This window comes from Curtobacterium sp. MCPF17_002 (assembly GCF_003234115.2).
GTDB lineage: Bacteria > Actinomycetota > Actinomycetes > Actinomycetales > Microbacteriaceae > Curtobacterium.
Window position 1 is genome coordinate 3,706,194 of the sequence record NZ_CP126251.1, and the last position, 26,311, is coordinate 3,732,504.

General features: G+C 71.9%; 24 protein-coding genes. 7 read left to right on the forward strand and 17 right to left on the reverse strand.

Features of this window, described 5'->3' with window-relative positions; translation table 11 throughout:
* Positions 1 to 24: 24 nt before the first annotated feature.
* The 12 genes from DEJ28_RS17415 to DEJ28_RS17470 all read right to left on the reverse strand — a co-directional run bounded on the left by DEJ28_RS17415 (position 25) and on the right by DEJ28_RS17470 (position 15,391).
* Complete coding sequence (locus DEJ28_RS17415) at positions 25 to 3,207, reverse strand: GH92 family glycosyl hydrolase (RefSeq protein WP_258367910.1); 3,183 nt, start codon at positions 3,205 to 3,207, stop codon at positions 25 to 27.
* Between the two features lie 74 nt (positions 3,208 to 3,281).
* Positions 3,282 to 4,919, reverse strand: a complete 1,638-nt coding sequence (locus DEJ28_RS17420; RefSeq protein ID WP_111114450.1) for a serine/threonine-protein kinase — start codon at positions 4,917 to 4,919, stop codon at positions 3,282 to 3,284.
* 165 nt (positions 4,920 to 5,084) lie between these two features.
* Positions 5,085 to 6,137 carry a Fic family protein gene (locus DEJ28_RS17425; RefSeq protein WP_181433608.1) on the reverse strand — a complete coding sequence of 351 codons (1,053 nt, stop codon included), beginning with the start codon at positions 6,135 to 6,137 and terminating at the stop codon, positions 5,085 to 5,087.
* 237 nt (positions 6,138 to 6,374) lie between these two features.
* Positions 6,375 to 7,196, reverse strand: a complete 822-nt coding sequence (locus DEJ28_RS17430) for a phosphatase PAP2 family protein (protein ID WP_111114452.1) — start codon at positions 7,194 to 7,196, stop codon at positions 6,375 to 6,377.
* An 83-nt stretch (positions 7,197 to 7,279) separates the two neighbouring features.
* Positions 7,280 to 8,965: a bifunctional 3'-5' exonuclease/DNA polymerase gene (locus tag DEJ28_RS17435; protein WP_111114453.1), complete on the reverse strand. Its 1,686-nt coding sequence runs from the start codon at positions 8,963 to 8,965 to the stop codon at positions 7,280 to 7,282.
* Between the two features lie 78 nt (positions 8,966 to 9,043).
* Positions 9,044 to 9,259 carry a hypothetical protein gene (locus DEJ28_RS17440; protein WP_111114454.1) on the reverse strand — a complete coding sequence of 72 codons (216 nt, stop codon included), beginning with the start codon at positions 9,257 to 9,259 and terminating at the stop codon, positions 9,044 to 9,046.
* A gap of 10 nt (positions 9,260 to 9,269) precedes the next feature.
* Positions 9,270 to 10,016: a hypothetical protein gene (locus DEJ28_RS17445; protein ID WP_111114455.1), complete on the reverse strand. Its 747-nt coding sequence runs from the start codon at positions 10,014 to 10,016 to the stop codon at positions 9,270 to 9,272.
* Entirely contained in the window at positions 10,013 to 10,873 is an 861-nt protein-coding gene (locus DEJ28_RS17450) for a carbohydrate ABC transporter permease (RefSeq protein WP_258367911.1), read from the reverse strand. The genes DEJ28_RS17445 and DEJ28_RS17450 overlap by 4 nt, the downstream gene beginning before the upstream one ends.
* Positions 10,870 to 11,856: a carbohydrate ABC transporter permease gene (locus tag DEJ28_RS17455; RefSeq protein ID WP_258367912.1), complete on the reverse strand. Its 987-nt coding sequence runs from the start codon at positions 11,854 to 11,856 to the stop codon at positions 10,870 to 10,872. The genes DEJ28_RS17450 and DEJ28_RS17455 overlap by 4 nt, the downstream gene beginning before the upstream one ends.
* Before the next feature lie 10 nt (positions 11,857 to 11,866).
* Entirely contained in the window at positions 11,867 to 13,192 is a 1,326-nt protein-coding gene (locus DEJ28_RS17460; RefSeq protein ID WP_111114456.1) for an ABC transporter substrate-binding protein, read from the reverse strand.
* Between the two features lie 22 nt (positions 13,193 to 13,214).
* The gene (locus DEJ28_RS17465) at positions 13,215 to 14,423 is read right to left on the reverse strand and encodes a Gfo/Idh/MocA family protein (protein ID WP_111114457.1); all 1,209 of its coding nucleotides are present in this window, start codon (positions 14,421 to 14,423) and stop codon (positions 13,215 to 13,217) included.
* A 179-nt stretch (positions 14,424 to 14,602) separates the two neighbouring features.
* A complete protein-coding gene (locus DEJ28_RS17470) occupies positions 14,603 to 15,391 on the reverse strand; it encodes a DeoR/GlpR family DNA-binding transcription regulator (protein ID WP_181433609.1) in 789 nt (262 codons plus the stop codon).
* Between the two features lie 133 nt (positions 15,392 to 15,524).
* Here DEJ28_RS17470 and DEJ28_RS17475 point away from each other — a divergent pair, with 133 nt between their 5' ends.
* Genes DEJ28_RS17475 through DEJ28_RS17495 form a run of 5 tightly spaced genes read left to right on the forward strand, consistent with a single transcriptional unit; the run spans position 15,525 to position 20,386 of the window.
* A complete protein-coding gene (locus DEJ28_RS17475) occupies positions 15,525 to 16,403 on the forward strand; it encodes an SIS domain-containing protein (RefSeq protein WP_111114459.1) in 879 nt (292 codons plus the stop codon).
* Positions 16,403 to 17,341 (forward strand): ROK family protein, encoded by a 939-nt coding sequence (locus tag DEJ28_RS17480; RefSeq protein WP_111114460.1) that lies wholly within the window; start codon positions 16,403 to 16,405, stop codon positions 17,339 to 17,341. The genes DEJ28_RS17475 and DEJ28_RS17480 overlap by 1 nt, the downstream gene beginning before the upstream one ends.
* Entirely contained in the window at positions 17,338 to 18,471 is a 1,134-nt protein-coding gene (gene nagA / locus DEJ28_RS17485) for an N-acetylglucosamine-6-phosphate deacetylase (protein ID WP_111114461.1), read from the forward strand. Before DEJ28_RS17480 ends, nagA begins: the two co-directional genes overlap by 4 nt.
* Positions 18,468 to 19,553 (forward strand): 1-phosphofructokinase family hexose kinase, encoded by a 1,086-nt coding sequence (locus DEJ28_RS17490; RefSeq protein ID WP_111114462.1) that lies wholly within the window; start codon positions 18,468 to 18,470, stop codon positions 19,551 to 19,553. Before nagA ends, DEJ28_RS17490 begins: the two co-directional genes overlap by 4 nt.
* The gene (locus DEJ28_RS17495; protein WP_111114463.1) at positions 19,550 to 20,386 is read left to right on the forward strand and encodes a class II fructose-bisphosphate aldolase; all 837 of its coding nucleotides are present in this window, start codon (positions 19,550 to 19,552) and stop codon (positions 20,384 to 20,386) included. The genes DEJ28_RS17490 and DEJ28_RS17495 overlap by 4 nt, the downstream gene beginning before the upstream one ends.
* Before the next feature lie 42 nt (positions 20,387 to 20,428).
* On the opposite strand, the gene DEJ28_RS17500 is transcribed toward DEJ28_RS17495, so the two are convergent.
* Both DEJ28_RS17500 and DEJ28_RS17505 read right to left on the reverse strand, forming a co-directional pair.
* Positions 20,429 to 21,802 carry an L-serine ammonia-lyase gene (locus DEJ28_RS17500; protein ID WP_111114595.1) on the reverse strand — a complete coding sequence of 458 codons (1,374 nt, stop codon included), beginning with the start codon at positions 21,800 to 21,802 and terminating at the stop codon, positions 20,429 to 20,431.
* Between the two features lie 48 nt (positions 21,803 to 21,850).
* On the reverse strand, positions 21,851 to 22,042 hold the full coding sequence (locus tag DEJ28_RS17505) for a PspC domain-containing protein (protein ID WP_111114464.1): 192 nt from the start codon (positions 22,040 to 22,042) through the stop codon (positions 21,851 to 21,853).
* Positions 22,043 to 22,177: 135 nt separating this feature from the next.
* On the opposite strand from DEJ28_RS17505, the gene DEJ28_RS17510 reads away from it, so the two are divergent.
* Positions 22,178 to 22,996: a shikimate 5-dehydrogenase gene (locus DEJ28_RS17510; protein ID WP_111114465.1), complete on the forward strand. Its 819-nt coding sequence runs from the start codon at positions 22,178 to 22,180 to the stop codon at positions 22,994 to 22,996.
* 143 nt (positions 22,997 to 23,139) lie between these two features.
* On the opposite strand, the gene DEJ28_RS17515 is transcribed toward DEJ28_RS17510, so the two are convergent.
* From DEJ28_RS17515 to DEJ28_RS17525, 3 genes are read right to left on the reverse strand one after another with little or no spacing between them, the layout of a single operon-like run.
* A complete protein-coding gene (locus tag DEJ28_RS17515) occupies positions 23,140 to 23,583 on the reverse strand; it encodes an SRPBCC family protein (RefSeq protein ID WP_111114466.1) in 444 nt (147 codons plus the stop codon).
* A gap of 2 nt (positions 23,584 to 23,585) precedes the next feature.
* Entirely contained in the window at positions 23,586 to 25,031 is a 1,446-nt protein-coding gene (locus DEJ28_RS17520; protein WP_111114467.1) for a phytoene desaturase family protein, read from the reverse strand.
* A gap of 60 nt (positions 25,032 to 25,091) precedes the next feature.
* Complete coding sequence (locus DEJ28_RS17525) at positions 25,092 to 25,778, reverse strand: hypothetical protein (protein WP_111114468.1); 687 nt, start codon at positions 25,776 to 25,778, stop codon at positions 25,092 to 25,094.
* 103 nt (positions 25,779 to 25,881) lie between these two features.
* Here DEJ28_RS17525 and DEJ28_RS17530 point away from each other — a divergent pair, with 103 nt between their 5' ends.
* Positions 25,882 to 26,157 (forward strand): hypothetical protein, encoded by a 276-nt coding sequence (locus DEJ28_RS17530; protein WP_111114469.1) that lies wholly within the window; start codon positions 25,882 to 25,884, stop codon positions 26,155 to 26,157.
* Positions 26,158 to 26,311 lie beyond the last annotated feature (154 nt).

Genomic DNA, 26,311 nt, shown 5'->3' on the forward strand with positions numbered 1-26,311 from the left:
TGCTCCGGCTCGGTGAACGGCGGGTCAGCGCTGTCCGTCCGCCGCGATGAGTTCGAGCTGGGTGAGCTCCAGGTCGGACACCGCCGTGAACGAGAACGCCGAGCCGGAGCCCTGCAGCCGGAACACCCGCGTCTGGCCCGTCCAGTCGAAGACGGCGTCCTGCACGGCGACGTGGGTGTCCCCGAGGGAGGCCTCCCACGAGTACGTGCCCGGCGCCGCCACGGTCACCGTGTACAGCGACACGTCGGAGTGCTCGACGTCGAACGAGACCGAGGACCCCGCGGCGAGCGTCGTGACCGTCCGACCGACGTCGTCCGCCAACGCGCCCGCCACGCCGTCCGACGCCACGGGGGACAGCACGTCGACCGGGGTGTCGCGGTACCCGTGCACCTCGGACGCCGACACCGGACGGGTGTCCGACGCCCAGCCCTGCGGCGTGTCCGACAGGGTGAACTCGATCCGCGACGCCCGGACCACCACGTCGTGCGCGATGCTCACCGACGTCCACGGCGAGCCGTCGACCGTCACCGACGCGACGTACGCCCCTGCGGAACCGGCGGCGACCTCGATGACGGTCTCCGCGCCTCCAGACTGGCGCAGCACCGTCCGCCGGACCGACGGCGGCACGAGCACGTAGGAACCCGTGGACGGCGCCAACGGGTACAGGCCGATCGTGGCGAAGACGTACCAGGCGCTCATCTCGCCGTTGTCCTCGTCGCCCGGGTAGCCCTGGCCGAGGTCGGAGCCGACGAACAGGCGCTCCAGGGATTCGCGGACGATGCGGTGCGCGTCGTCGTGCCGCCCGGTGAACATCGGGAAGAACGGGATGTGGTGCGCCGGCTGGTTCGACAGGCCGAGCATGCCCATCCGCACGTCGCGGGCCTCGGTCATCTCGTGGATGGGGAAGCCGTACGACCCGGCGTGCTCCGACGCTCCGGTCTCCGGGGTGGCGAAGAACGCGTCGAGCGCGGCGTCGAACCGCTCCGGTCCCCCGTGCAGGTCGACGACGCCGGCGCCGTCGTGCGGGGCGGTGAAGGCGGTGCCCCACGCGTTCGTCTCGGTGTAGTCGTCGCCCCAGTCGCGTGGGTCGAACTCGGTGCCGACCCGCCACGAGCCGTCCGGGTCGCGGCCGATGAAGAAGCCGCGCTCGGAGTCGAAGACGTTCCGGTACTGCAGGGACCGCCTCGAGAACCACTCGGCCTCGGCCTCGTAGCGGGCGAGGTCGGCCGGGGTGCCGGCACGCGCGGCGAGCCGGCTCGCCATCACGGCGAGCCCCCAGTCGTTGATCGCCGCGTCGAGGGTCCAGGACATCCCCTCGTGGGTCGCGGTGTCGACGTGGCCGCGGAAGGCGCCCGGGAGGCTCCCCTTGCGTCCGACACGTTCGTCGCGTGGCGGGACGGTCGCGTTCCGCAGTGCGCTCCGGTACGCCTCCGTCAGGTCGAAGCCGGTGACGTCCTTCGCCGCGAGGTCTGCGAAGACGGTGTCGCTCGTGGTGCCGGTCATGCAGTCCTCGGCGCCGGGGGCACTCCACCGGGGCGTCCAACCGCCGTCGTGGTGGTGCTCGACGAAGCCCTGGGCGAGCTCGCCCGCCGTGTCCGGGGTGAGGAGCGCGAGCAACGGCCACGCGGTCCGGTAGGTGTCCCAGAAGCCGTTCGTCGTCGTGAACGGCCCGTCGACGATCTCGGGTCCGGGTTCGTCGCGGATCGGCTCCGCCTGGACGGCGCCGTAGGGCGACCGGTGGTGCGGCGAGCCGGTGAGCGCGGTCTCGCCGGCCCGGTTCGGGTAGAGGAACAGGCGGTACAGCCCGGAGTACAGCGACGTCAGCTGGTCCGGGGTGGCACCGTCGAAGGACAGCGTCGCGAGCTTCTCGGTCCAGAGCTGCTCGGCGCGGGTGCGCATCACCTCGAACGAGCCGGCGGCCGCGAGGTTCGCACGGGCGTCCTCGACCGACACCGTCGAGATGCCGAGGAGCACGTCGACGTCGGGTCCCTCGACCGTGAGCCAGCCGCGCAGCTCGTGCGCCCCGATCGTCGTGTGGTCCGCGGTCACACCGGGGATCCGGACGTGCACGTGGTGCGGCGGCGTGCCCGGACGGTCGTCCAGCACGGCCTCGACCACGGCGGTGCCGTCGGTGACCGTCACCGAGACGTCCGACACCCGGCCGTGGTGGTCGAGCACGATGCTCCGCACGCCGGAGAACCGGAAGCCGAGCGCGAACTCCCCCGCCGTCATCTCCGCCGTGACACCGTGCTCGAGGTCGACCCGGTAGCGGTGCGGCCCGTCGAGCTCGTGGTCGTGGTCGAAGGCGAGCGCACGCGCCTGCCGGTCGACGTCGGGGGTGTCGAGCGGGGACGGCATCACCTGGAAGACCCCGCGGTCCCCCATCCACGGCGACGGGATGTGGCTCGTCGCGAAGCCCTGGATCGCCGGCCGCAGTGCGCCGGCGGCGTCGACCCGGTCGTGCTCCTGGTAGGCGTACGGCCACCGGTTGCTCGACGCATCGGTCATCGGCAGCCCGAAGACACCGCCGTGCGGGAGTCCGACGAGCGGCGCGTTGTTCCCGCGGGAGAACCGGGAGGACGCCTGGGTGCCGCGGGTCGTGCGGACGTGGTCGAGCGGGGTCGCCGGAGCCGGGCGTGCAGCCTCGATGCGGACGTCGTCGAGCCAGCCGCGGAGTGCCGGGCGTCCCCCGTCGACGGACGGGGGCTCCGTCGTTGAGCCGAGCCGCGCCTCCAGGCGGTCGACGACGCGACCCGCGAACGGCGTGAGGTCCACTGCGCGACGGTTCCACTGGTCGACCCACTGCTTGCGGGCGGCGTCCTGCGCGTCCGGCGTCAGGGCGTCGCCGTACTGGTCGTGTGCTGCGCCCTGGTCGTGTGCTGCACCCTGGTCGTGTGCCGCGTCGGTGAGGCGCGTGCCGTCGGTGAAGACGACGTCGAGGGCGAAGGCGGTGGCGTCCCAGAAGTCCGCCAGGTCGGCTTCGGACGGTTCGGTCAACCCCTCGCGCAGGGTGCGCTCCGGGAACCAGACCCAGGACAGCTCCTGACCGGGCTCGATCGTCCTGCCTGCGAAACCGGGGACGACCGCGGGCTCCGTTCCGACACCCGCTGGTCGTTCGACGAGGAACCCCTCGGCCGACCCGAACCCGACACCGTTCCGCGCGGCCACAGCCGTCGTCGGTCCACCGCTCCGTTGCAGTTCTCGCACGCTGTCACCCTATTTGGTCCAGCGTCTGGACGAAAACCCGCGGCGTGTCCGTCCCGCTGCCAGGACCCGTCCGGTCAGGGCTTGTTGTGGCCGGGTGCGTTCTCGGAGTTGCCGGGGGCGCTGACGTCCGCTGCCGCCCCGCTGTCGTCGAGCGGGTCCTGCACCGGGTTCGTCACCGGCGTGCTCGGCTCCGGTCCGACCGACGGGTCCTCGGCCGGCTCGCTCGGCTCCTCTTCCGGTTCGCTCGGCTGCTGCTCGGGCTCACTCGGCTGCTGCTGCGGCTCACTGGGCTGCTGCTCGGGTTCACTCGGCTGCTGCTGCTGTGGCTCGCTCGGCTGCTGCTCGGGCTCGCTCGGCTGCTGGTCGTCGCTCGGGGTCGAGGAGGTGCTCGAGTCGGTCGGCGCCGGCGTGGAGTCGTCGCCGTTCAGCGCGAAGAGGGCGACCGCGATGCCGATGAGCACGAGGACGATGACGATCACCGCGGCGATGATCGGTCCGCGCCGGCGCTTCCTCGGGTCGTCGGCCAGGGGCGTGGTCGGCGGCACCGGTCCTCGTGGGGCGACTGGTCCGCCCGCTGCGCCTGGGCCACCGGCCCCGGTCGCGCCGCCCGCACCGGTCGCGCCGCGCTGAGCACCGAGGATCGTGGTGGCCACGTCGTCGGAGGCGTTCGGCTGCTGCGTGCCGAGGACACGGGTCGCGTCGTCGGCACCGCCCGGGGACGCGCTGCTCGTGGGCATCGCCTGGGTCGCCGTGTCGGCCGCTGCAGCACGGGCGGCGGCATCGGCACCGGAGGCGGCACCGCCGGCTGCTGCTGCTCCGGCAGCGGCTCCCGCGGCGGCGGCTCCGGCCGCTCCGGCGGGCGTCACGGTGCCCGGACCCGCCGGCAGGAGCTGCGTGGCCGTGGCGGCCTCGTCGAAGCCGAGCGCGCGGAGGCGCTGTGCAGCCTCGGCCGCGGTCGGACGCTCCGCCGGGTCCTGCGCGGTCATCACGTGCAGCAGGGTGCGCCAGGCCGTCGGCAGGTGCTGGTCGATCTCCGGCCCGCGGGTGAGGCGCGCGGTCGCGGACTCCACGGCGCTGCCCGGGAACGGCCGTCGCCCGGTCAGGCACTCGAGGAGCACCAGCCCCAGCGCGTAGACGTCCGCCTTGCCGCTGATGCCCTGCGCGAGGACCTGCTCCGGGGCGAGGTACGCGGCCGTGCCCATCACCGTGCCGGTCCCCGTGACGCGGGCGGCGTCACGGAGCAGGGCGATCCCGAAGTCCGCGAGCTTCACGTGCGAGCCGTCGCTCTCCAGCAGCACGTTCGCCGGCTTCACGTCGCGGTGGACGATGCCCTGTGCGTTCACTGCTGCGAGCCCGTCGGCGATCTGCGCCCCGACCCGCGCCGTCGTGGACGGGTCGAGCGGGCCCTCGCGGAGCCGCGTGGCCAGGTCGCTCCCCGGGACGAGCTCCATCACCAGGTACGAGTCGCCGTCGACGTCGTCGAGTGCGGCGTCGTACAGCGTGACGAGGGCCGGGCTCCGCATCGCGGCGAGGGTCTGGATCTCCGCTTCGGCCCGTGCACGCTCACCGTGGTCGACCGGTCCGATGCGGAACACCTTGACGGCGACCTCGCGTCCGAGTTGCTCGTCGACCGCGCGGTACACGGAGGCCATGCCGCCGTGCCCGAGCGTGCCCGTGACGCGGTAGCGACCGCCGAAGACCCGTTCTTCCATGCGGGGAAACCTACCGGGAGGACCTGACGGGTCCTCTCATCGGGGTCGGGCGGGGGTGCGGCTGGGCGCACGCCGGCGCGCTCCGCGGCGCGCTCCTGGGCGCGCGCCGCTCCCCTTCGTGAGCAGAACTGGTCGGGCGCGACGTGCCCACCCGACCATTCCTGCTCACCGAACGGGGTCGGCGCTTCCTGCTCCCGGACGCATCGTGACCTGAACGACGTTGGATGCTCGGAAGACACGGACCCCCTGGCGCTCGACCTCGGTCAGGATCTCGAGCTCGACCAGTCGAGCGACCGCGTTGCTGGCTGCCTGGTAGGTCTTCCCGAGGGCGCTCGCGAGCATCGGCACCGTGACGAACGGAGCGCCGATGAGGTACTCGGCGACGTCGAGGACCATGCCGCGTGCTCCGCTCGCTCGGATGCGATCGCGGTACTCCGCCTGGACCGCCAGCAGGTCGGACATCCGGGACCCGGTGTCCACTGCAGAACTGTGGATGCCGTCGGCGAACAGCGCGACCCACTCGTCCCATGCACCTTCTGCGCTGACGGCAGCGAGCGCGTCCTGGTACTGGTCCCGCCTTGCTTCGAACCACGGTGAGACGCTGAGCAAGGGTTCTGTGAGGACGTCGGAGCGCATCAGTTGCAGGACGATGAGCAAGCGTCCGAGCCGGCCGTTGCCGTCGTTGAACGGGTGCAGCGTCTCGAACTGGTAGTGCGTGAGCGCTGCCGCGACCACCGGGTCGAGATCCTGTCGAGGCGCTGCATCGACCCAGTCCAACAGGTCGTCGACTGCGCTGCGCAGCGGCGTACCGGGTGGCATCGGAACGAAGCGGGCGTCCTCGATACCGCCACCGCGCGTTCCGATCGCCACGGGGACGGTTCTGATGTGGCCGGCCTGTTGGGTGTCGGCAGCCGTTCCGCGGACCAGGACCGACTGCAGTTCCTCGAGGAGTCCGGTCGTGACGCGCCGCTCCTGCACCCAGGCGAACCCGAGTTCGGCTGTGTCGATGTAGTTCAGGACCTCGGACAGCGCCGGCGATCGCGAGGCCTTGCCCACCGCTTCGGCTGCGAGGACCTCGTCCAGCGGGGCGAACGTCCCTTCGAGCGCCGACGTGCTCTGCGCCTCTCGCCGGAGCGTCGGCGCACGCAGGATCCCGGGGTTCGGGATGAGCGACGAACCCTGACGAAGCGCCCCGAGCGCCCGATTCGCCCGAGCCACCTTGGTCCACGTCCGCCCGGAGAGCGTGGGGACGTCGGCGAGCGGATCAGGGACGAAGCCGACGCGATCGTAGGGACGGCCAGTCCGGCCGTCGACTCCGCGAACCGGGACGAGTCGCCCCACCGGGCTGCCTGCGAAACGGGCTCGATCCATCATTCCATTTTAGGGGCCGAAACTTGAATCTCGTGCTGATGATTCAAGTATCGGTGATCTTTCTGGAACGCCATGCCCTCCGATTCACGGTTGCGAAGGACGCCTTGAGGGTCGCGACGGGTCGGCACCGCGCCGGAGCGCCGTCAAGTACAACCGATGCGCCGTGATCACGAGCGCGAGCCACGCGAGACCGAGCGCCCACGCCGCGAGCACGTCGGTGAGCCAGTGGTGCCCGAGGAACACCCGTGAGGCGCCGACGGACAGGACGAAGAGGGTGCCGATGACGATCGTCCAGACCCGGGTCACGACGTGCGACTGCCGGAGCAGCAGCAGGTACACGATCGTGCCGACGATCACCGTCGCGTTGAGGGTGTGCCCGGACGGGAACGACGGTGAGTGCTCGTAGGGCGGGACGGCGTCGGCGAGTGGCGGCCGTGCGCGCCCGATGAGGTCCTTGCCCGCGATGGTCATGAGCAGCGATCCGCCGCTCGCCGCGACGAGGAGCACGAGGGGTGTCCAGGCCCGACGCTGGACCGTGAAGCCCACGAGGAACCCGAGCGCGACGATGGGCATCCCGATCGTGCCGGCGATGTCCGTCCACCACGTCACGAGGGTGTCGGCCGTCGGCGAGCGGAGCGTCAGCATCCAGTCGAGGACGGGGCGGTCCAGCGCGGCGACCTCGTCGCCCTCACGGACGGCGTCGTACACCTCGGACGCGATCCACGTGGCGACGACGGCCACACCCATCCCGATCACGAGCGTCACGACGAGGAGCGGCAGCGCACCCCAGCGGTGTCCGAGCTCCGTCCAGCGGTCTGCGCCCGCCCGGCCCGCCTTCGTCCGCCACGTCGTGAGGTCGACGTCGCCGACGCGCTGGTCGGGTGCCTCGGGGGGATCGCTCGTCATCGACCCACCTTGCCCCAGCGGAGATGTGCGCGCCGGACGCCGGCCGGCCGACGCACGCCGGGTTCGCGCCGGACGCCCTTCCCTCAGTCCTTGGCCGAGCCGTAGTCCTGCACGATCCCGACCGACAGCGGGAACACCACCGGGAAGTCCCGGAACAGCAGCCGCCCCGCATCGGCGGCGGCCGCCCGGACCTGTTCCGCCACCCACTCGGCGTGCTCGGCCGGGGTGTGCACCACGATCTCGTCGTGCACGAAGAACACGAGGTGCGGGCCGTCCGTCACCGGCCCCGGGAACCGTGCCACGAGCCGCGACCGCAGCGATCCCATCCACGCCAACGCCCACTCGGCGGCGGTGCCCTGCACGATGAAGTTGCGCGTGAACCGCCCCCAGCTCCGCGCCCGCGACTCCACTGCGCGCTGCATCGCCGGGGTCCCGTCAACCGTGTAGGCCTGGTTGCGCGCCTCGAACCACGAGGCCTCCGGGATCGGCGACGTCCGGCCGAGGAGGGTCGTGACGGGTTCGCCGCGCTCCCCCGCCCGCGCGGCACGCTCGACGAGGCGGATGGCGTCCGGGAACGCCCGCGCGAGCCGCGGGACCAGACGGCCGCCCTCGCCCTGGGTCGCCCCGTACATCGCGCCGAGCATCGCGCCCTTCGCCTGCTGCCGGGTCTCGACCGCGCCGGAGGCCACCACGCCGTCGTACAGGTCACGGCCGTCACCGGCCCTCGCCATCGCCCGGTCGCCGGCCATCGCCGCGAGGACACGCGGCTCGAGCTGCGCCGCGTCCGCGACGACGAACGTCCACCCCTCGTCCGCCACGACGGCACCGCGGACGCCCTTCGGGAGCTGCATCGCTCCCCCGCCGTCCGCCGCCCAGCGCCCGGTGACCACACCGCCGACGAGGTACTTCGGGTGGAACCGTCCGTCCTGCACCCACTCGTCGAGCCAGGTCCAGCCGTTCGCGGTCAGCAGGCGGGCGAGCCGCTTGTACTCGAGCAGCGGCTCGATGACCGGGTGCTCGATCTCCTGCAGCTCCCACTTCCGCGTGCTCGTCACCATCAGCCCGGCACGCCGCAACGACTTCAGGACGTCGCCCGGCGAGTCCGGGTTCAGGGACGGGTCGTCCAGTCGCTCACGGATCACCGCGGCGATCTCCTCGAGCCGTCGCGGACGCACCCCGTAGGGCACCCGCGGGCCGAGCGCGTCCTCGAGGAGGCGCTCGTGGACGTCCGCACGCCACGGCAGGCCCGCGTGCAGCATCTCGGCCGCGACGAGCGCGCCGGCCGACTCGGCCGTCGTCAACAGTCGCAGCGCACCCGGCGCGGTCGATCCGGCGATCGCGTCGAGCTGGGCGCGGAGTTCCGCGACGGGGTCCAGCGCGTCGTCCGGCGGGGAGACCTGGAACAGCGCGTCGTCGAAGAGCTGGGCCTGCGTCGGGCGGACGACCCGCGCCTCCTGGGCCGGTGCGTCCCATCCGTCGACGGGAGCCGCGGCGAGCGCGGAACCACGTGCGGACAGCGCGGACCGCAGGATGCGACGGCACAGCCGCAGGTCGGTGCAGCGTCCGACCCGGCCGCCGGCTGCCAGGACGGCCGGGTACCAGCGTGCGGTGTCGTCCCACACCCATCGGACGTCGGGTGCGTCGCGCGATGCGACGAAGGCCGGGAGGCGCGGCTCGTCCACCCGGATCGGCTCGCCCTCCGCGGTCCCCGCGTCGGTCAGGGGCGTCGCGAGGACGCCGCCGTCGACGCGGCTGAGGACGAGGTGCACGGAACGATCATGCCGTGCCCCACCGTCAGCGGCGGACGCCGCCGAGCCGGCCGTCAGTCGTCACCGGGACCCTGGCCGTCAGCGGCCGCCCTCCGGGTCGTCCTCACCGGGACGGACCGCGGCGGTGTCGGCGACGTCGATGCGGACGTCACCGTCGTCGGCTCGCGAGACCTCGACCCGGGGATCGGCGTCGTGCTCGTCGGAGCCGGACATGCGGCGGAAGGTGTCCTGGCGGCGTTCCTCGAAGGACATGTCGACGCCGTCCTCGAGGTGGTCACGATCGGGTTCGGTCATGCCGCTGACGCTACGCCCCGCTCGCGACCGGTGCGGTGCCGGTCCGGACCGTCCAGTGTTCGCCGGTCCGCCACTGTGCGAGGACGGCCTCGTCGAGTCGGCCGGTCGGCGTCGCGGCACGAGCGGTCGGCAGGGGGACTCCGAAGACGAACTTCGCGACGCTCTCGTCGCCCTCGGCGACGTCGTCCGGGCCGCTCGGGGCGAGCCGGAACCGCCGGGCGAACCGCACGAGGTTGGACGACGGTCCGAGCGCCGTCGGCAGCCCCGGGTCGAGGAACCACGATCGGCACTGCCACTGCTCGCCCGCGAGATCCGGAGCCAGTGCCCGGAGGACCGACGGCGCCTCGGCGAACGCCCGGTCGCAGGCATCGGCGGCGAGCGGGCCGGACTCCGGCACGTGCACGTCCCACGCCGGCCGGCCGTCAGCCGTCGTGGCCCCGATCTCGAACTGCAGGCGTCCGACCGTCACGACGCGCGCCGTGACCACGGCGCAGAACCAGTCGAGACCGGTCCCCCGCAGGCCGTAGCGCTCGAGCTTGCGATCGACGTCCGCGACGCTGTCGGCTGCCTGCCGCGGTGTCGCACCGTGCGACCGGAGCCAGGACTCGGTCGCCGGTCGGGCCGCACGGAGCGCCGCGACGATCGCGGACTCCCGCTCCGGAGCCGGCAGGTGCGCCACGCTCGACTCGAGCGTGGCCGCGACCGTGCCGGCGTCGGGAAGGGTGCCGATCGAGTCGACCAGTGCCGCTGCGATCACTTCAGTCCCGACGACGCCAGCCCGTCGATCACGCGCCGCTGCAGGATCACGAACATGATCAGGACGGGCGCCATCGCCATCAGGCTGGCCGCCATGAGGACCGGGTAGTCGATCGTCCGGTCGCTCGAGAGCGTCGCGAGGCCCGCCGCGAGGGGCATGTCCTCGGCCCGGGTCGAGACCACGAGCGGCCAGAGCAGCTCGTTCCACGACCAGAGCACCGTCGTGATCGCGAGCACGCTGATCGACGGCCGGGCGAGGGGCAGCATGATCCGCCAGAAGGTCTGGAACGGGTTCGCGCCGTCCATCCTCGCCGCCTCTTCCAGCTCGGGCGGCAGGTTGAGGAACGCCGTCCGCATGAGGAACGTGCCGAAGGCGCTGAACAGCCCCGGCGCGACGATGCCCATGAGGGTGTCGAGCCACCCGAGCCCCTGCACGATCTGGTACTGCGAGATGAGGTACACCTGCGACGGCACGAGGAGGATCGACAGCACGATCCCGAGCAGGATCGCCCGTCCGCGGAACCGCATCCGGGCGAACGCGTACCCGGCGAGCGTGCAGAGGACGATCTGCGCGAGGGTGCGGATGATCGTGACCATCACCGACGTGCCGAGCTGGCTGAGGAACGGCAGCCGCTCGAACACCTGCACGTAGTTCTGCCACTGCAGGTCCCCCGGCCAGAACGTCGGGGTGACCGACTGCACCTGCGCGTTGGTGGACAGCGACATGATGATCTGCCAGAGGAACGGGAAGGCCATCACGAAGCCGCCGACGCCCAGGACCACGTGGATCCACCAGTGGCTCCCACCGCGTCGGCTGGACCGTCGTCGGGTCGTGCGCGGGGTGGTCGTCGCGGTCATGCCTGCACCCATCTCTTCTGGACCCGGAACTGCACGAGGGTGACGATGCCGATGAGCACGAAGATCACCATGGCGATCGCGGCCGCGAAGCCCTTGTCGTTGTCGATGAACCCGGCGCTGTAGAAGTAGAAGACGAGGGACATCGTCTTCGGGATCACCGGGTTGGTGCTGCCGAGGATCGCGTACAGCAGGTCGAACAGCTGGAAGCTCGAGATCGTCGTGACGATCACCACGAAGAAGATGCTCGGGCTGAGGAGCGGCACCGTCACCGAACGGAACTGCCGCCAGCGCGAGGCACCGTCGAGTTCGGCGGCCTCGTAGAGCTCCGGCGGGATGTCCTTGAGGCCCGCGCCGAGGATGATCATCGAGAAGCCGAGCGAGGACCACAGCCCGACGAGGGACACCGCCACCAGGGCGAACCCGGGCGTGGAGATCCAGTACGGGCCGTCGATGCCGAAGCGGCCGAGGAACCAGTTGACGATGCCGTAGTCGCCGTTGAACATGATCCGCCAGACCAGGGCGATCGCGGCGGGCATGGCGACGTACGGCAGGAAGAACAGCACGCGGTAGAACTGCGCGAACCGCAGGCCCGGCGTGTTGAGGAGGCTCGCGAGCCACACCGCGATCGGGATGCCGGCGAGCACGATGACCGTGTAGATCACGGTGTTGAGCAGCGACTGGTAGAGCTGCGGGTCGGAGACCAGCCGGACGTAGTTGGCGACACCGCTGAAGGTCGCGCCGCCGAACACGCCCCAGCTCGTGAACGAGTACCAGAACGTCTGGATGATCGGCCAGAGGTAGAACGCGCCGACGCCGATGAGCAGCGGGAGGACGAACAGCCACGGCCAGAAGCCGTCGGTGCGTCGGAGCCGGCTGCCGGCCCGGCCGTCGGGGCGCTCGGCGCCCGGGTCCCCCGACCCGGGCGCGCGGGGCGCCCGGGTCGAGGTGTCCGCGGCGGGTTGCCGCGCGGTGTGGATCGTCACGGGGTCCGGCTCACTGTTCCTTGGCGAGGGCGGCGTCCATCTTCTGGGCGAGCTGCTCCGCGACCTCGTCGACCGGGGTCGAACCGTCGAACGCACTCGGCAGCAGGTTCGTCTCGAGGGTGTTCCACGCGGCGGTGTTCTTCGAGACGGGCAGCGGCTTCGCGTAGTCGACCGCGTCGAGGAAGACCTGCAGGTCGGCATTCGGCATGGTCTTCGTGAAGGCGTCCTGCGTGCCCTCGTACGCGGGGATCACGGCGCCCAGGTCACCCTGCTGCTGCTGGGCCTGCTTGCCGGCGAGGTAGACCTGCAGCGCCTGCGCTGCGGCCTCGTGCTTGCTCGTCGCCGACACCACGTTCGAGACACCGTGGATGACGGTCGCCTGCTCCTTGCCCTTCGGCAGCGGGTAGACCACGACGTCCTTCTCGAGGTCGGTGCCGGTCAGTGCCGAACGGAACCAGCTGCCGCCCTGGTACATGGCGACCTTGCCCGAGGTGAACCACTGGTCGGCGGTGGTGTCGGTCAGCTGCTTGATCGACGGCGAGGCGCCCGACTTGATGAGGTCGGTCCAGAACTGGATGCCCTGCTCGGCGGCCTTCGACGCGTACTCCGACTTCGTGCCGTCGGCGTTGATCACGTTGCCGCCGGCCTGCAGGATCGTGTCGTAGTAGGTGGTCTGGCCGTCCATGCCCGCGGCGGCGCCGTACGCACCGTCCGCCTTGAGCTTCTCGGACAGCTCGGCACCGGTCTTCTGGAAGTCGTCCCAGGTCCAGTTCTTCGACGGCATGGCCACGCCGGCCTTCTCGAACAGCGCCTTGTTCATCCAGACGCCGATGGTGTCGAAGTCCTTCGGGACGCCGTACTGGGTGCCGTCGTACGTGTACAGGTCGTTGAGGGCGGACGAGTACTTCGCGGGGTCGATCGCACCGGACTTGACCTCGCCGGTGATCGGCGCGAGCTTGCCGTTGGCCGCGTACAGCTGGAAGTTCGGGCCGTTCATCCAGAAGAGGTCGGGCAGCGTGTCACTGGAGCCCTGCGTCTGCAGCTTCGTCCAGTAGCTGGCGAACGGCGTCACGTCGACGTTCACCTTGATGTCCGGGTACTCCTCGTTGAACCCTTCGAGGTTCGCCTTGATCGCCTTGACCTGGTTCTCGTCCCAGACGGCGTACGTCAGGGTCGCCTTGGTGTCCTTGGCGGCCTTCTCGTAGTCACCGCCGGAGCCGGTGGCCCCGGAGGACGTGCTGCAGCCGGCGAGGAGCGCGGCCGCACCGATCGCGGCGACGACGCCGAGGAGCGCGCGGCGACGGCCTCGGCCCTTCGCGGAGGTGTGTGCGTGCATCGGGTGTCCTTTCGCGAGTCCGTCAGGGGGTGACGGCCGGGGTGGGGGTGGTGAAGTGGGCGATGGTCGCCGCCGGGAGCGGCGGGACGTCGATGGGCACCGAACCGCTGCGGAGCGAGCGGGTCGCGAGGGCGCCGGCGGCCACGGCGGCGCGGGCGGCGATCGGGGACAGCGTGGTGGGCTCCCCCAGCGCGACGTGGCGGAGGAACTCCGTCATCGTCACGAGGTCGGCGTCGGCGTGGCCGGACTCGACGCCCGCGATCGGGTACTCGCGGTCCCCCGCGACGTCCCATCCGCGCCGGTGCGACCAGACCTTGACGACCCCGCCGCCGGTGTCGCCGATGTTCTCGAGCCGACCCTCGGTGCCGATGACCGTGTAGTTCCGCCAGTAGTCCGGCGTGAAGTGGCACTGCTCGTAGCTGGCCTGCACGCCGTTGTCGAGCGTCATCATCACCATCGAGACGTCCTCGACGTCGACGACGGGGCTCAGGCCGGTCTGGGCGAGCGGCGGCCAGTTGTCGAGGGAGAACCAGTCCCCCATGAGCTCCCCGCTGCGGTCCCGCCGATCGGTCACGTCGCCGTAGACGGACAGGGAACCCATGCCGACGACCCGCGCCGTGTCCCCACCGCCGAGGGCGTGGATGACGTCGAGGTCGTGGCTCGCCTTCTGCAGGAGCAGCGAGTTCACCTTGCTGCGGTCGGCGTGCCAGTCCTTGAAGTAGTAGTCGCCGCCGTTGCCGACGAAGTGCCGGCACCAGACCGCCTTGACCTGGCCGATCTCGCCGCGGTCGACGATCTCGCGCATGAGCCGCACGACGGCGGCGTGGCGGAAGTTGTGGCCGACGTACAGGGGTGTCCCGCTCTCGGCGGCGGTGTTGAGCACGGCGTCGGCGTCCTCGACCGTGATCGCCAGGGGCTTCTCGAGGTAGACCGCCACGCCCGCCCGCAGCAGGTCGATCGCGATCTCCGCGTGGGTCCAGTCCGGGGTCGTGACGATCGCGGCGTCCACCGACCCGACGAGGTCCCCGTGCCGTTCGACCACGAGGGCGTCCGGGTAGTCGGCTCGTGCCCGCTCGCGTCCCTGGTCGGTGACGTCCGCGACGGCGACGACCCGTGCCTCCAGGTCGGGAGCGGCGGCAGCCGCCTCAGCCACGTGACGGGCGATCGCCGCCCGCTGTCCCATACCGACGATGCCGACCCGGAGGGGTCGTGCCGTTCTCGCGTCACCCATGCTCATCTCGCTCCCTTGCGTGATTGTGACGCCCATGATGCCGAATCGATCATGAATGCACAATAGGCGATCACGGAACGCTCATGCGAGGAGCAGCGGTCGGGTTTTACACGATCGAAACCTGGCGCGCGTGTGGACGGTCGACGAGACGAGTCCGGTGCCCTCGGGGTGAGGACAGCTCAGTCGGCGACGACGAGCTCCACGCCCCCGCTGGCGAGTTCGGCCGCGAACGCGGGCGGGACCGGCTGGTCCGTGACGAGCGTGTCGATCCGGTCGAGCGGGCAGATCCGGGCGAAGGTCGCACGCTCGATCTTGGTCGAGTCGGCGACGACGATGACCCGCCGGCCGACCGACGCGAAGTGCCGACTGACCTCGGCCTCGCCCTCGTGCATCGTGGTCGCGCCGTACTGCCCGCTCAGGCCGTCGACGCCGAGGACCACGACGTCGAGTGCGAACTCGTCGAGGGTGTCACGGACGAGCGGACCGACGAGCTCGTACGACTGCCGACGCGCGACACCGCCGGTCACGACGATCTTGACGTTGGCGCGCACCGAGAGTTCGTACCCGATGTTCAGGGCGTTCGTGACGATCGTGACGCCGTACTCGCCGTCCGCGCGCGTGAACCGCTCGCTCTTGCCGAGTTCCCGTGCCACCTCGGTCGTCGTCGTCCCGCCGTTGAGCCCCACCGTGTCGCCGGGCTGCACCAGGCGCGCCGCGGCCCGCGCGATGGCGGTCTTCGCCTCGGCCTGCCGGGCGATCTTGTACTGCAGCGGGAGCTCGTACCCGGTGCCGAGCGCGGCGGCTCCCCCGTGCGTCCGGGTCACGAGTCGTTGGTCCGCGAGCGTCGTGAGGTCTCGGCGAGCGGTCGCCGGCGAGATCCCGAGCATCTCCCCGATCTCGGAGATCGACACGTTGCCGCGTTCGCTCACGAGTTCGAGCAGGGCGTTGAGCCGCTGTTGCGGAGTCATGACGGCCATCCTATGGCGTCGCTGTGCGCGGTCGTTGATCGGAAATGACGTTTTGGTCTTCCGCCGAGCACGATCGCTCGCTACGCTTCCTGATCATCGATCACCGAGATCGAACCCGGATCGGAAGGCACCCATGACCGACACCTTCGTGAGCGCCGAACTGGCCTCGCAACCCGAGACCTGGCGGGCCGCAGCAGCACTCCTGCCGGACTTCGCGCACGCACTCCCCCAGCCGGGCGAACGCGTCGCCGTCGTCGGCTGCGGGACGAGCTGGTTCATCGCCATGAGCTACGCCGTCGCCCGTGAGCAGGCCGGTCTCGGCGTCACGGACGCCTTCGCCGGCTCCGAGTACCCGACGAACCGCGAGTACGACCGCGTCGTCACGATCAGCCGTTCGGGCACCACCACCGAGATCGTCGACCTGCTGCAGGCCCTGCCCGGGCAGCGCACGGTGCTCATCACCGCCGTCCCGGACAGCCCGGCCGCCGCGGTCGCCGACGACGTCGTCGCGCTCCCGTTCGCCGACGAGCGTTCGGTCGTGCAGACCCGCTTCGCCACGACGACCCTCGCACTGCTGCGTGCGTCGATCGGCGACGACGTCGATGCCCTCGCCACCCAGGCCGAGGTCGCCCTCGCGCTGCCGATCGACGAGCTCCTCGACGCCGAGCAGGTCAGCTTCGTCGGCCGTGGCCCCGCCGTGGGGCTCACGTTCGAGGCAGCCCTCAAGACCCGCGAAGCCGCGCAGTTCTGGGCCGAGTCCTACCCGGCGATGGACTACCGGCACGGTCCGATCGCGATCGCCCAGCCCGGACGGCTCGTCTGGTCGCTCGGCGCTGCCCCGGAGGGACTCGCCGACGAGGTCGCCGTGACCGGTGCCCGGTTCGTCCAGCACGACCTCGACCCGATCGCCGGCCTCGTCGTCGTCCACCGGTTCGCCGTCGCCCTCGCCGAGGGACGCGGGCTCGACCCGGACAACCCCCGCTCGCTGACGCGGTCGGTCATCCTCACCTGATGTCCCGCGCAGGCGCGGTGCTCGGGGTCGACGTCGGCGGCACGGGCATCAAGGCCCGCCGCACCGATGCCGACGGCCTCGTCCTCGACGAGACCCGCGTCCCGACGCCGCGCGACGACCCCGACGCCACACGGCTCGCGGTCGTCGTCGCGGACCTCGCCGAGGCAGCACTCGCGCGTGGGCCGCTCGACGCGATCGGCCTGGTGACGCCCGGCGTGGTCGACGAGTCGGCCGGCCGCGTCGTGCTGGCGGTGAACCTCGGATGGCAAGACGTCCCCGTCCGCGACACGGTCCGCGACGAGCTCGCTCGCCGGGGCCTGCACGTCCCGGTCGCGTTCGGGCACGACGTCCGTGCCGGTGCCCTCGCCGAGACGGCAGGCGCTTCCCGTGCCGAGCCTGCCGGTGCGGCACCCGCGCTGGGTCGGGGCTCGGTGGCCTTCGTGCCCGTCGGCACCGGACTCGCGAGCGCGCTCGTGGTCGACGGTGCCGTCGTGTCGGGCGACGGCTGGGCGGGGGAGATCGGCCAGGTCCGGATCCCGTCGGGGCCGCACGCCGGGCTCCGCGTCGAGGAGATCGCCTCGGCCGGGGGAGTCGCACGACGATCCGGGTCCGTCTCCGCGCACGACGCCATGCTCCGGGTCCGCGCCGGGGACCCGGTCGCGGCCCGGGTCTGGGACGAGTGCGTGACCGTGCTCGCCGACGCCCTGGTGTGGACCACGGCAGTCGCCGGCTGCCACACGATCATCGTCGGCGGGGGACTGGCGCAGTCCGGCCCACTCCTGTTCGACCCCCTCACCGCGGCCGTCGCCGATCGCCTGGTGGGACTCCGCGTCCCGGCGATCGTCCCCGCTCGGCACGGCGACGCGGCCGGCGCAATCGGTGCCGGGCTGCTCGCGCGGGCGGCGCTGGACACCTCGCGGGACGAGGTACCGGCATGACCGTCCTCCTCCGCGCGCCGCGGGTCCTCACCGCAGACGACGACCTGCACGACGGCTGGCTGGTCGTCGACGACGACGGTCGCGTCAGCGCCACCGGGATCGGCGCACCGCCGAGGACCGACAGCGCGACGACCGTCGACGGGACCATCGTTCCCGGCCTGGTCGACCTGCACGCGCACGGCGCGCTCGGGCACGACTTCGCCACCTGTTCGGCCGACGATGCGCGGATCGCCGCCGCACACCACCGCTCCCGCGGCACCACGACGCTCATCGCCTCCGTCGCCACCGGCCCGATCCCGGACACCGCGGCCGCGCTTGCACGGTTGCGGCCCCTCGTCGCCGACGGCACGCTCGGCGGGTTGCATCTGGAAGGACCGTGGCTCGCGCCCGCACGCCGCGGCGCCCACCGTTCGGACCTGTTGCACGCACCGAGCGCGGCCGAGGTCGACACCTACCTGGACGCTGCCGACGGAGCCCTCCGGATCGTCACACTCGCACCGGAGCTGCCCGGAGCGCTCGACGCCACCGCCCGCCTGGTGGCCGAGGGCGTCGTGGTGGCGATCGGCCACACCGACGCCACCGCTGACCAGGCGAGCCGGGCCGTCGACGCCGGCGCCACGCTCGTCACCCACCTGTGCAACGGGATGCCGCCGCTGCACCACCGCGCGCCCGGACCGGTCGGCGTCGCCCTGACGGACGACCGTCTCCTGCTCGAGTGCATCGTCGACGGTCACCACCTCGACCCGACGGTGGTCGAACTGGTCCAGCGCGCTGCCCCCGGGCGCCTCGTGCTCGTCTCGGACGCCATGTCGGCCACCGGCTGCGGTGACGGGGACCACACGATCGCCGGCTCCGCCGTGTCGGTCCGGGACGGTGTCGCGCTGCTCGCGGACGGGTCGTCCCTGGCCGGCAGCACGATCACGGTCGCCGACGCCGCACGTCGGCTGATCAGGGCCTCCACACCGCTCCCCGAGGTCGTCGCGGCCGCTGCCACTCGGCCGGCACGACTGCTCGGTCGGCCGGCGCCCCTGACGGTCGGGTCCGCAGCCGACTTCCTGGTGATCGATCCCCTCGGCCCCGACGGCCACTGGTCGCTGCCGGACCCCGCCGACCGGAAGATCCTGTCGTGATCCTCGTCGTGACCCCGAACCCGGCGGTCGACGTCACCTACCGCGTCGCCGAACAGCGCATCGGCGAGACGCAGCGCGTGCTCGACGTGGTGCGACGGCCCGGTGGCAAGGGCCTCAACGTGGGCCGGGTGCTGCACGGTGCAGGAGTCGAGTCGCACGCCGTCCTGCCGCTCGGTGGCCCCTCGGGGCGTTGGATCGCCGACGCGCTCGACGACCTCGGCCTCGCTCACACGGACGTCCCGGTGACGGGGGAGACGCGCACGACCGTCACCGTCGTCGACGACGTCGAGCACCCGACGATGTTCGGTGAGCCCGGGCCCGCCGTCACGCCGGCGGAGTGGGACACCGTGGCCGCTACGGTCGACCGGCTCCTCGCCGTACCGGGCTGCTGCGCCCTCGTGGTGTCCGGATCGCTGCCCGCCGGGGCAGATCCCGCGGTCGTCGCCGCCTGGGTGGCCGCCGCGGCGCGTCACGGCGTCCCCAGCATCGTCGACTGCTCGGGTGAGGCGCTCCTCGTGGCCGCCGACGCCGGTGCCACGGTCTGCAAGCCGAACCGGTCGGAGCTGCTCGACGCGACCGGAGCGGACGACGAGCGAGCCGGAGCGCTCCGGCTGCTCGGCCGCGGTGCCGGCGTCGTGGTGGTCTCACGTGGCGCCGAGGGCATCGCCGCTCACACGATCACGGGTGTGCTCGAGGTCCCGGCGATCGCCGGGGTCACGGGCAACCCGACCGGTGCGGGGGACGCCGCGACCGCAGGACTCGTCACGGCGATGGTCCGGCCGGCGGTGGGCCGGTCGGCAGGGCTCCAGCCAGCGGGGGTCCGGGCGGCGGGGAGCCACACGGCGGGCCGTCCGGCGGTGGTCGACGAAGCGGCGCTCCGCTCGGCTGCCGCGTACGGGGCCGCTGCTGTCCTCCGTCCCGTCGCGGGCGAGGTCGACGCGGACGCCGTCCAGCGCTTCCTGCAGCTCGACCAGCCACCGCACGTCGGGCCTCGCGTCGGACCGCACGTCGGACCGCACGTCGGACCGCACGTCGGAGCGCACGACGGACCGCACGATGACCGAACCAGGAGCACCGAATGATCACCGACCTCGCCCTCACCGGACTGCTCGACGCGGCACGCACCGCCCACCGAGGCGTCGGCGCGTTCAACGTCGTGCTCCTCGAGCACGCCGAGGCGATCGTCGCCGGGGCGGAGTCGGGCGGTCTGCCGGTCATCCTGCAGATCAGCGAGAACTGCGTCCGCTACCACGGCGGCCTCGCGCCGATCACGACCGCGACCCAGGCGATCGCCCGCGCAGCCCGGGTCGAGGTCCTCGTGCACCTCGACCACATCGAGGACCGTGACCTCGTGCTCGCGGGCGTCGACCTCGGCGTGGACTCGATCATGTACGACGGGTCGCACCTCGACTTCGCGGCGAACGTCAACGCGACCCGCGAGCTCGCTGCGACGTGTCACGCCGCCGGGGTCGCGATCGAGGCGGAACTCGGCGAGGTCGGCGGCAAGGACGGCGTGCACGCCCCGGGCGTCCGCACCGACCCGGGCGACGCGGCGGCCTTCGTCGCCGACACCGGGGTGGACGCACTCGCGGTGGCCGTCGGCACGTCGCACGCGATGCAGACGCGCGAGGCCTCTGTGGACCGGGCACTCGTGGAGCAGCTCCGCGCCGCGGTGCCGGTGCCGCTCGTGCTGCACGGGTCCTCCGGGCTGTCCGACGAGGAGCTCAGCGGCGCCGTCCGTGCCGGCATGACGAAGATCAACATCTCGACGCACCTGAACGGGCTGTTCACCCGGGCGCTCCGAGAGGTCCTCGAGGAACGCCCGGACGTCGTCGACCCGCGGAAGTACGTGACCGCCGGCCGCGACGCCATCGCCACCGAGACCGCGAGACTCCTCACGCTGCTGCACGGCTGACCGCCGGGGACTCGCCGTGGCCCTGGGCGGTCGAGCGCACCCTCAGCAGAGCGGGACGTTCACCGCCAGACCGCCCATCGCGGTCTCCTTGTACTTCGTCGACATGTCGGCGCCGGTCTGTCGCATCGTCTCGACGACCTGGTCGAGCGACACGTGGTGCTCGCCGTCGCCGCGCAACGCCATCCGTGCCGCGTTGATCGCCTTGTTCGCGGCGATCGCGTTCCGCTCGATGCAGGGGATCTGCACGAGCCCGCCGATCGGGTCGCAGGTCAGCCCGAGGTTGTGCTCCATGGCGATCTCAGCCGCGTTCTCGACCTGCTCGGGGGTGCCACCGAGGATCTCGGCGAGTCCGGCCGCAGCCATCGACGCGGCGGACCCGACCTCGCCCTGGCAGCCGACCTCGGCGCCGGAGATCGAGGCGCGCTCCTTGTAGATCGAGCCGATCGCGCCCGCGGTGAGCAGGAAGCGCACCACGGCGTCGTCGCGGCCGGACGGCGTCACGGTGGGCACGTAGGTGAGCGCGTAGTACAGGACGGCGGGGATGATCCCCGCGGCGCCGTTCGTCGGCGCGGTGACGACCCGTCCGCCGGTCGCGTTCTCCTCGTTGACGGCCATCGCCATGAGGTTCACCCACTCCATCGCGAAGAGCGGGTCGTGGTCGGGGTCGTCGCGCGTGAGCTGCTCGTACCAGTTCGCGGCACGGCGGCGCACGGCGAGGCTGCCGGGGAGGGTGCCCGAACGCTCGACGCTCCGGTCGACGGAGGACTCCATCACGTCGTGGATGCGGAGCAGTCCGGCACGCACCTCGTCGAGGCTGCGGGTGGCGGTCTCGTTCGCCAGGGCGATGCCGCTGACCGGCAGCGCGGCCGCGGAACAGGCCGCGAGGAGCTCGGCGCCGCTCGAGAACGGGTACGGCACGGTGTCGTCGACGGGGATCGCGGCCTCGGCGACGTCGCCGACGCCGTCGCTCGTGATGAACCCACCGCCGATCGAGTAGTAGGTCTCCTCGGCGAGTGGCGATCCGGCTGCGTCGTCGGCCCGCAGGCGCATCGCGTTCGGGTGCCTGGGGAGCATCGTGAGGGGGTGCAGGACGATGTCGGCGAGCCGGAACAGGACCGTGGCCCCGCCGGCGAGCCGCAGGACGCCGGTCTGTTCGAGTACGGCGAGCGCGTCGGCCAACGCGTCCGGCTCGACGGTCTCCGGGTCGGACCCCATCAGACCGGCGACGACGGCTCCGAGGGTGCCGTGTCCCTGCCCGGTCGATGCCAGCGAGCCGTAGAGGTGCACGGCGATCGTGGCGACGGGGGCCTCGACCAGTCGGGCGGCGAAGTCGGCTCCGGCTCGCATCGGCCCGACGGTGTGGGAACTCGACGGACCGATCCCGATGCTGAACAGATCGAACACGGAGACCGGCACCACGCCACACTATCCCGTCCGGACGGGACAGTCGGTGGCGCCGAGCGATCAGCGGCGGGATCCCTGGTTCGGCATGAGGATCCAGAGGACGACGTAGGCGATCCAGAGCGGCCCGGGGAAGAAGCTCAGGATGACCCACGCGACGCGGACGAAGGTGCGCGACCAGCCGAAGCGGTCGGCGATGCCGGCGCAGACCCCGGCGAGGAGGCGGCCGTTGCGGGGGCGGGTGAGTGCGTTCATGAGGACGACGGTACGGGCCGGACGTTCGGGACCGAATACGGGGGACACCCGGAACCGGGGTGGGGACAACCCCACCCCCTCCACAGAACCGGCGAGTGGACCGCTCCATCGGCATGCGGATGCGAGACTGGTGCCATGCCCATCCTCAACAAGGACATGCAGATCTGCATCTCACTCGCCGCCCGGCCGAGCAACATCGGCACCCGGTTCCACAACTTCCTCTACGACGAACTCGGCCTGAACTTCGCCTACAAGGCGTTCACCACGACCGACCTCCCCGGCGCCGTCACGGGCATCCGTGCGCTCGGCATCCGCGGGTGCTCCGTGTCGATGCCCTTCAAGGAAGCGATCATCCCGCTCGTCGACGTGGTCGAGGAGTCCGCGGCCGCGATCGAGTCGATCAACACGGTGGTGAACGACGACGGCGTGCTGACGGCCTCGAACACCGACTACGAAGCGGTTGCGTCGCTGCTCGCGTCGCACGCCGTCGACCCAGCAGCCAGCGTGTTGCTCCGTGGCTCCGGCGGCATGGCGAAGGCCGTCACGGCCGCCTTCCGGGGTGCGGGCTTCGAGGAGCTCACGGTCGTCGCCCGCAACGCGGACACCGGTTCCGCACTGGCGCGTCAGTACGGCTACGAGTGGGTCGCCGACGAGCGGGACGCCACCTCGGCCGACGTCGTCGTGAACGTCACGCCGCTCGGCATGCGCGGCGACCAGCAGGACGTCCTCGCCTTCGAGCAGGAACGGATCGACGCGGCGGAGACGGTGTTCGACGTCGTCGCGTTCCCCTCCGAGACACCGCTGGTCCGTGCGGGCCGCGCCATGGGCAAGCGGGTCATCACCGGTGCCGAGGTGATCGCGCTGCAGGCAGCGCGCCAGTTCGAGCGGTACACCGGCGTCGCCCTGACCGACGAGCAGGTCCGACGGGCCAGCGAGTTCAGCCGAGCCGAGTGAGCAGGTGACACGGGGCCCAAGACCCGGGCGCCGAGACACGGGTGACGAGACACGGAGGTGACGAGCCCGGGTTGATGACGTGACCGGCTGACGGCCTGGAGGCGCGGGGCGGGCCCGCACCGCGCCTCCAGTCCGGTGGTCCGTCAGTTGGTCGCGGCGCGACCCGCAGCGACCCACCCGAGCCGGCGGAGCGTCTCGACGTTGCGCACCCAGAGCAACGGCTGCATCAGGAACGACGGCACCCACGTGCCGGGGCCCTCGACGGGGTTCTCGACGATCGTCACCTTGCACCCGCGGCGGTGTTCCTCGACGGTCAGCTCCACGCGGGCCTCACCGATCGGCCAGCCCTTGGGCTGGATGACCATCCGGCGCGACGGCTCCCACGCGAGCACCGTCGTGACGTCGTCGATGACGAGGGGCCAGACACCGAAGGAGTGGTGCAGACGCGTGCCGACCGCCGGCCAGCCCGGGTCCTGCCCGCGCATGCGAGAGGCTCCCACCACCCAGGTCGTGAAGAGCCAGCCGTCGGCGAGGACGTCGAAGACGTCCTCCGGACGGCAGTGCAGGATGCGGACGTTCTTCGCCATGATCAGTCCTCCGGTGCGAGTTCGACGTCTTCGGGCAGCCCGAACGTGTGGCGGAGCGCACTCCGTGCGGCGTGCCACCCGGCCATGCCGTGCACCCCGGGCCCCGGTGCGGACGCCTCGGAGCACAGGTACATGCCACCGCCCATCCGCCACGGGTCGGACGACAGCAGCGGGCGCTTGACGAGCTGCCAGAAGCTCGCGGCACCCGCGGCGATGTCGCCGCCGACGTAGTTCGGGTTGTAGTCGGCCATCCGCACGGCGGTCCGGCTGCTCGACTGCAGGATCGTGTCCCGGAACCCAGGCGCGAAGCGTTCGATCTGCCGGGTGATGGCCTCGGTCTGGTCGACGTCGGACCCGGCGGGGACGTGCGAGTACGCCCAGAAGACGTGCTTCCCCTTCGGGGCGCGGCTCGGGTCGACCACGGTGGGCTCCGATCCGAGGACGTACGGGCGCTCGGCGTGCTGGCCGCGGGCGACGGCTCCCTCGGCGGCGGCGATCTCCGCACGGGTCCCGCCGATGTGGACGGTGCCCGCCTTCCGGAGTGCCTCGTTCGTCCACGGCACCGGATCGGACAGCGCGAAGTCCACCTTCGACGCCGCGTTTCCGAACCGGAATCGCCGGAGGGCACCGCGTCGCGGGGTGGGGATCTGCTTCCCGGCGATCTGCAGCATCCCGGGCACGCTCGTGTCGAACAGGACGGCCTTGGCCGGGGTGAGGTCGGCGAGGGAGTGGACCTCGCGGCCGGTCTCGATCCGGCCGCCGTGGGCGACGAGGTCGGCGGCGAGCGCGTCGACGATCGCCTGGCTCCCGCCGATCGGCACCGGCCACCCCCGCGCGTGTGCGTACGCGCCGAGCGAGAGGGCGGCGGCGGCGGTCGCGAGGGACGGCAAGTGCTGGATGGAGTGCGCGGCGACGCCGGACACCATCGCGGGCGCGACCTCGTCCCGGAAGCGGAGGTTCCACGCACGCGTTCCCTGCTCGAGCGCGCGGAGCCCGAAGCGCAGGACGCTCACCGGGTGCCGCGGGACGTGGAGCAGCGCGTCGGTGGCGAAGTCGGCGACCTGGTCGGCGTTGCCGGACAGCGGGAGCATGAGCTGGCGGAAGGCCGGCCCGTCGATGCCGAGCTCGTCGGCGGTCCGGGCGAGGTCGCGGTATGCGATGCCCGCGCGTCCGCCGTCGAGCGGGTGGCCGTACTGCACCTCGGGGAGTCGGAGTTCGATCCGGTCCTCCAGGCGGAACAGCCGGAAGAACTCGGACTGCAGCGCCATCGGGTGCACCGCGGAGCAGACGTCGTGCAGGAACCCGGGCAGGGTGAGCGCCGACGTGCGGGCACCGCCGCCGATCGTGTCGTTCCGTTCGACGACCTCGACGGACAGCCCGGCGCGCGCGAGGGTCACCGCTGCCGCGAGTCCGTTCGGCCCGGCCCCGACGACCACCGCATCCACCATGCCCCCGAGCCTAGGGTTCCGCGACTGCGCGTGGTCTCGGTCGACCGGGCAGCGGCGCACTCACGCGCGCGCGGCGTCCGGGTCAGCCGGGTCCGTTCCGTCGTCGCCCGCGTCGGCGGCGTCCGGCTCGTCGGCGTCCGCCGCGGTCTCCGCCGGCGTCCCCGCCACGACGGGGTGCTCGGCGAGCAGCGCCGAGAAGTCCTCGTCGAGCATCTGCTGCAGCCGGTCGTCACGTCCGACCTCGTAGTCGTCGGCGGGGCGCTGCGCCCAGCCGAGCCGTCCGACGACCGTGGTGCCGATGTCGTCCCACGCCCGGGCGCGGGCCGCGAGGACGATCCCGTCGACGAACCCCTGGTCCGCCCGCCGCTTGTCGAGCATCTCGGCGAGGCGCTCGTACGTCGCCTGACGTGTCCGGAGCTTGAGGTCGTCACCGCGCCGGTAGTCGTGCTGGTGCCTGGAGCGGCCCTTCTGCTTGCTCGACTTCGACCGGATCTCGCGCATGCGGGCCGCGTCCCCGCGCTGTTCTTCCGCCATCCGGTGGAGTTCCTCACGCGTCGCCTCGGCGATGACCGCGTGGTCGAAGTAGCCCTGGTCGCGGAGGGCGTTGGTGATGATCCGGTTCGCCACGGCGATGGTGACGGCGGCCTTCGCGATGAGGAACCCCTCGTCGACGGCACGCTTCAGCTCGACCTGGCTGACGGGTCGGTCGCGCACGTCGTGCTTGCTGCGTCGTCCGAACAGGGCCATGACATCGACGATACCGGCGTCCGGTGATCGTCCGTCCGCAGGTGGACCCGGATCACGCCCTGGAGGGACGACTCCCGTCCGACGGCTCCGTAGCGTCGGGTGCATGGCCACGTACTCGGAATCTCCCCGCACCGGACTCGGCACGGCGAGTCTCGTCCTCGGGATCTGCTCGCTGCTCGCCGGTTGGACCTTCGTCGCTCCCGTCGTGGGGCTGTGCCTCGGCATCGCCTCGCGGAGCCGGGAGCCGTTCGCCCGCGGGCGCGCAGGCTGGGGTGTCTTCCTCAACCTCATCGCGCTGGCGGTGTGGGTGCTGCTCATCGTGCTGCTCGTGGTCGGTGGTGCCGTCGCGGTGTGGCAGGGCGCGACGCAGGGCTCCTGACGCCGAGCGGCCGATGCGCCGTGGTGCGCAGCGGGCGATCGCGAGTGGTTGTGCACGAGCGTTCCTGCCCATCGCACCCGCTGTAGGAAGCGCAATCGCGCATGGGGAGCAGGAAAAAGCTGCCTCCTACGAGCGATTCGGCTTTCTACGCGCG

Excerpts from the sequence above, each read along its gene's own strand:
- DEJ28_RS17420 (WP_111114450.1), bottom strand. The coding sequence starts at position 4,919 with ATGGAAGAACGGGTCTTCGGCGGTCGCTACCGCGTCACGGGCACGCTC.
- DEJ28_RS17430 (WP_111114452.1), bottom strand. The coding sequence starts at position 7,196 with ATGACGAGCGATCCCCCCGAGGCACCCGACCAGCGCGTCGGCGACGTC.
- DEJ28_RS17440 (WP_111114454.1), bottom strand. The coding sequence starts at position 9,259 with ATGACCGAACCCGATCGTGACCACCTCGAGGACGGCGTCGACATGTCC.
- DEJ28_RS17450 (WP_258367911.1), bottom strand. The coding sequence starts at position 10,873 with ATGACCGCGACGACCACCCCGCGCACGACCCGACGACGGTCCAGCCGA.
- DEJ28_RS17460 (WP_111114456.1), bottom strand. The coding sequence starts at position 13,192 with ATGCACGCACACACCTCCGCGAAGGGCCGAGGCCGTCGCCGCGCGCTC.
- DEJ28_RS17465 (WP_111114457.1), bottom strand. The coding sequence starts at position 14,423 with ATGGGTGACGCGAGAACGGCACGACCCCTCCGGGTCGGCATCGTCGGT.
- DEJ28_RS17470 (WP_181433609.1), bottom strand. The coding sequence starts at position 15,391 with ATGACTCCGCAACAGCGGCTCAACGCCCTGCTCGAACTCGTGAGCGAA.
- DEJ28_RS17475 (WP_111114459.1), top strand. The coding sequence starts at position 15,525 with ATGACCGACACCTTCGTGAGCGCCGAACTGGCCTCGCAACCCGAGACC.
- DEJ28_RS17480 (WP_111114460.1), top strand. The coding sequence starts at position 16,403 with ATGTCCCGCGCAGGCGCGGTGCTCGGGGTCGACGTCGGCGGCACGGGC.
- nagA (WP_111114461.1), top strand. The coding sequence starts at position 17,338 with ATGACCGTCCTCCTCCGCGCGCCGCGGGTCCTCACCGCAGACGACGAC.
- DEJ28_RS17495 (WP_111114463.1), top strand. The coding sequence starts at position 19,550 with ATGATCACCGACCTCGCCCTCACCGGACTGCTCGACGCGGCACGCACC.
- DEJ28_RS17505 (WP_111114464.1), bottom strand. The coding sequence starts at position 22,042 with ATGAACGCACTCACCCGCCCCCGCAACGGCCGCCTCCTCGCCGGGGTC.
- DEJ28_RS17510 (WP_111114465.1), top strand. The coding sequence starts at position 22,178 with ATGCCCATCCTCAACAAGGACATGCAGATCTGCATCTCACTCGCCGCC.
- DEJ28_RS17515 (WP_111114466.1), bottom strand. The coding sequence starts at position 23,583 with ATGGCGAAGAACGTCCGCATCCTGCACTGCCGTCCGGAGGACGTCTTC.
- DEJ28_RS17520 (WP_111114467.1), bottom strand. The coding sequence starts at position 25,031 with ATGGTGGATGCGGTGGTCGTCGGGGCCGGGCCGAACGGACTCGCGGCA.
- DEJ28_RS17525 (WP_111114468.1), bottom strand. The coding sequence starts at position 25,778 with ATGGCCCTGTTCGGACGACGCAGCAAGCACGACGTGCGCGACCGACCC.
- DEJ28_RS17530 (WP_111114469.1), top strand. The coding sequence starts at position 25,882 with ATGGCCACGTACTCGGAATCTCCCCGCACCGGACTCGGCACGGCGAGT.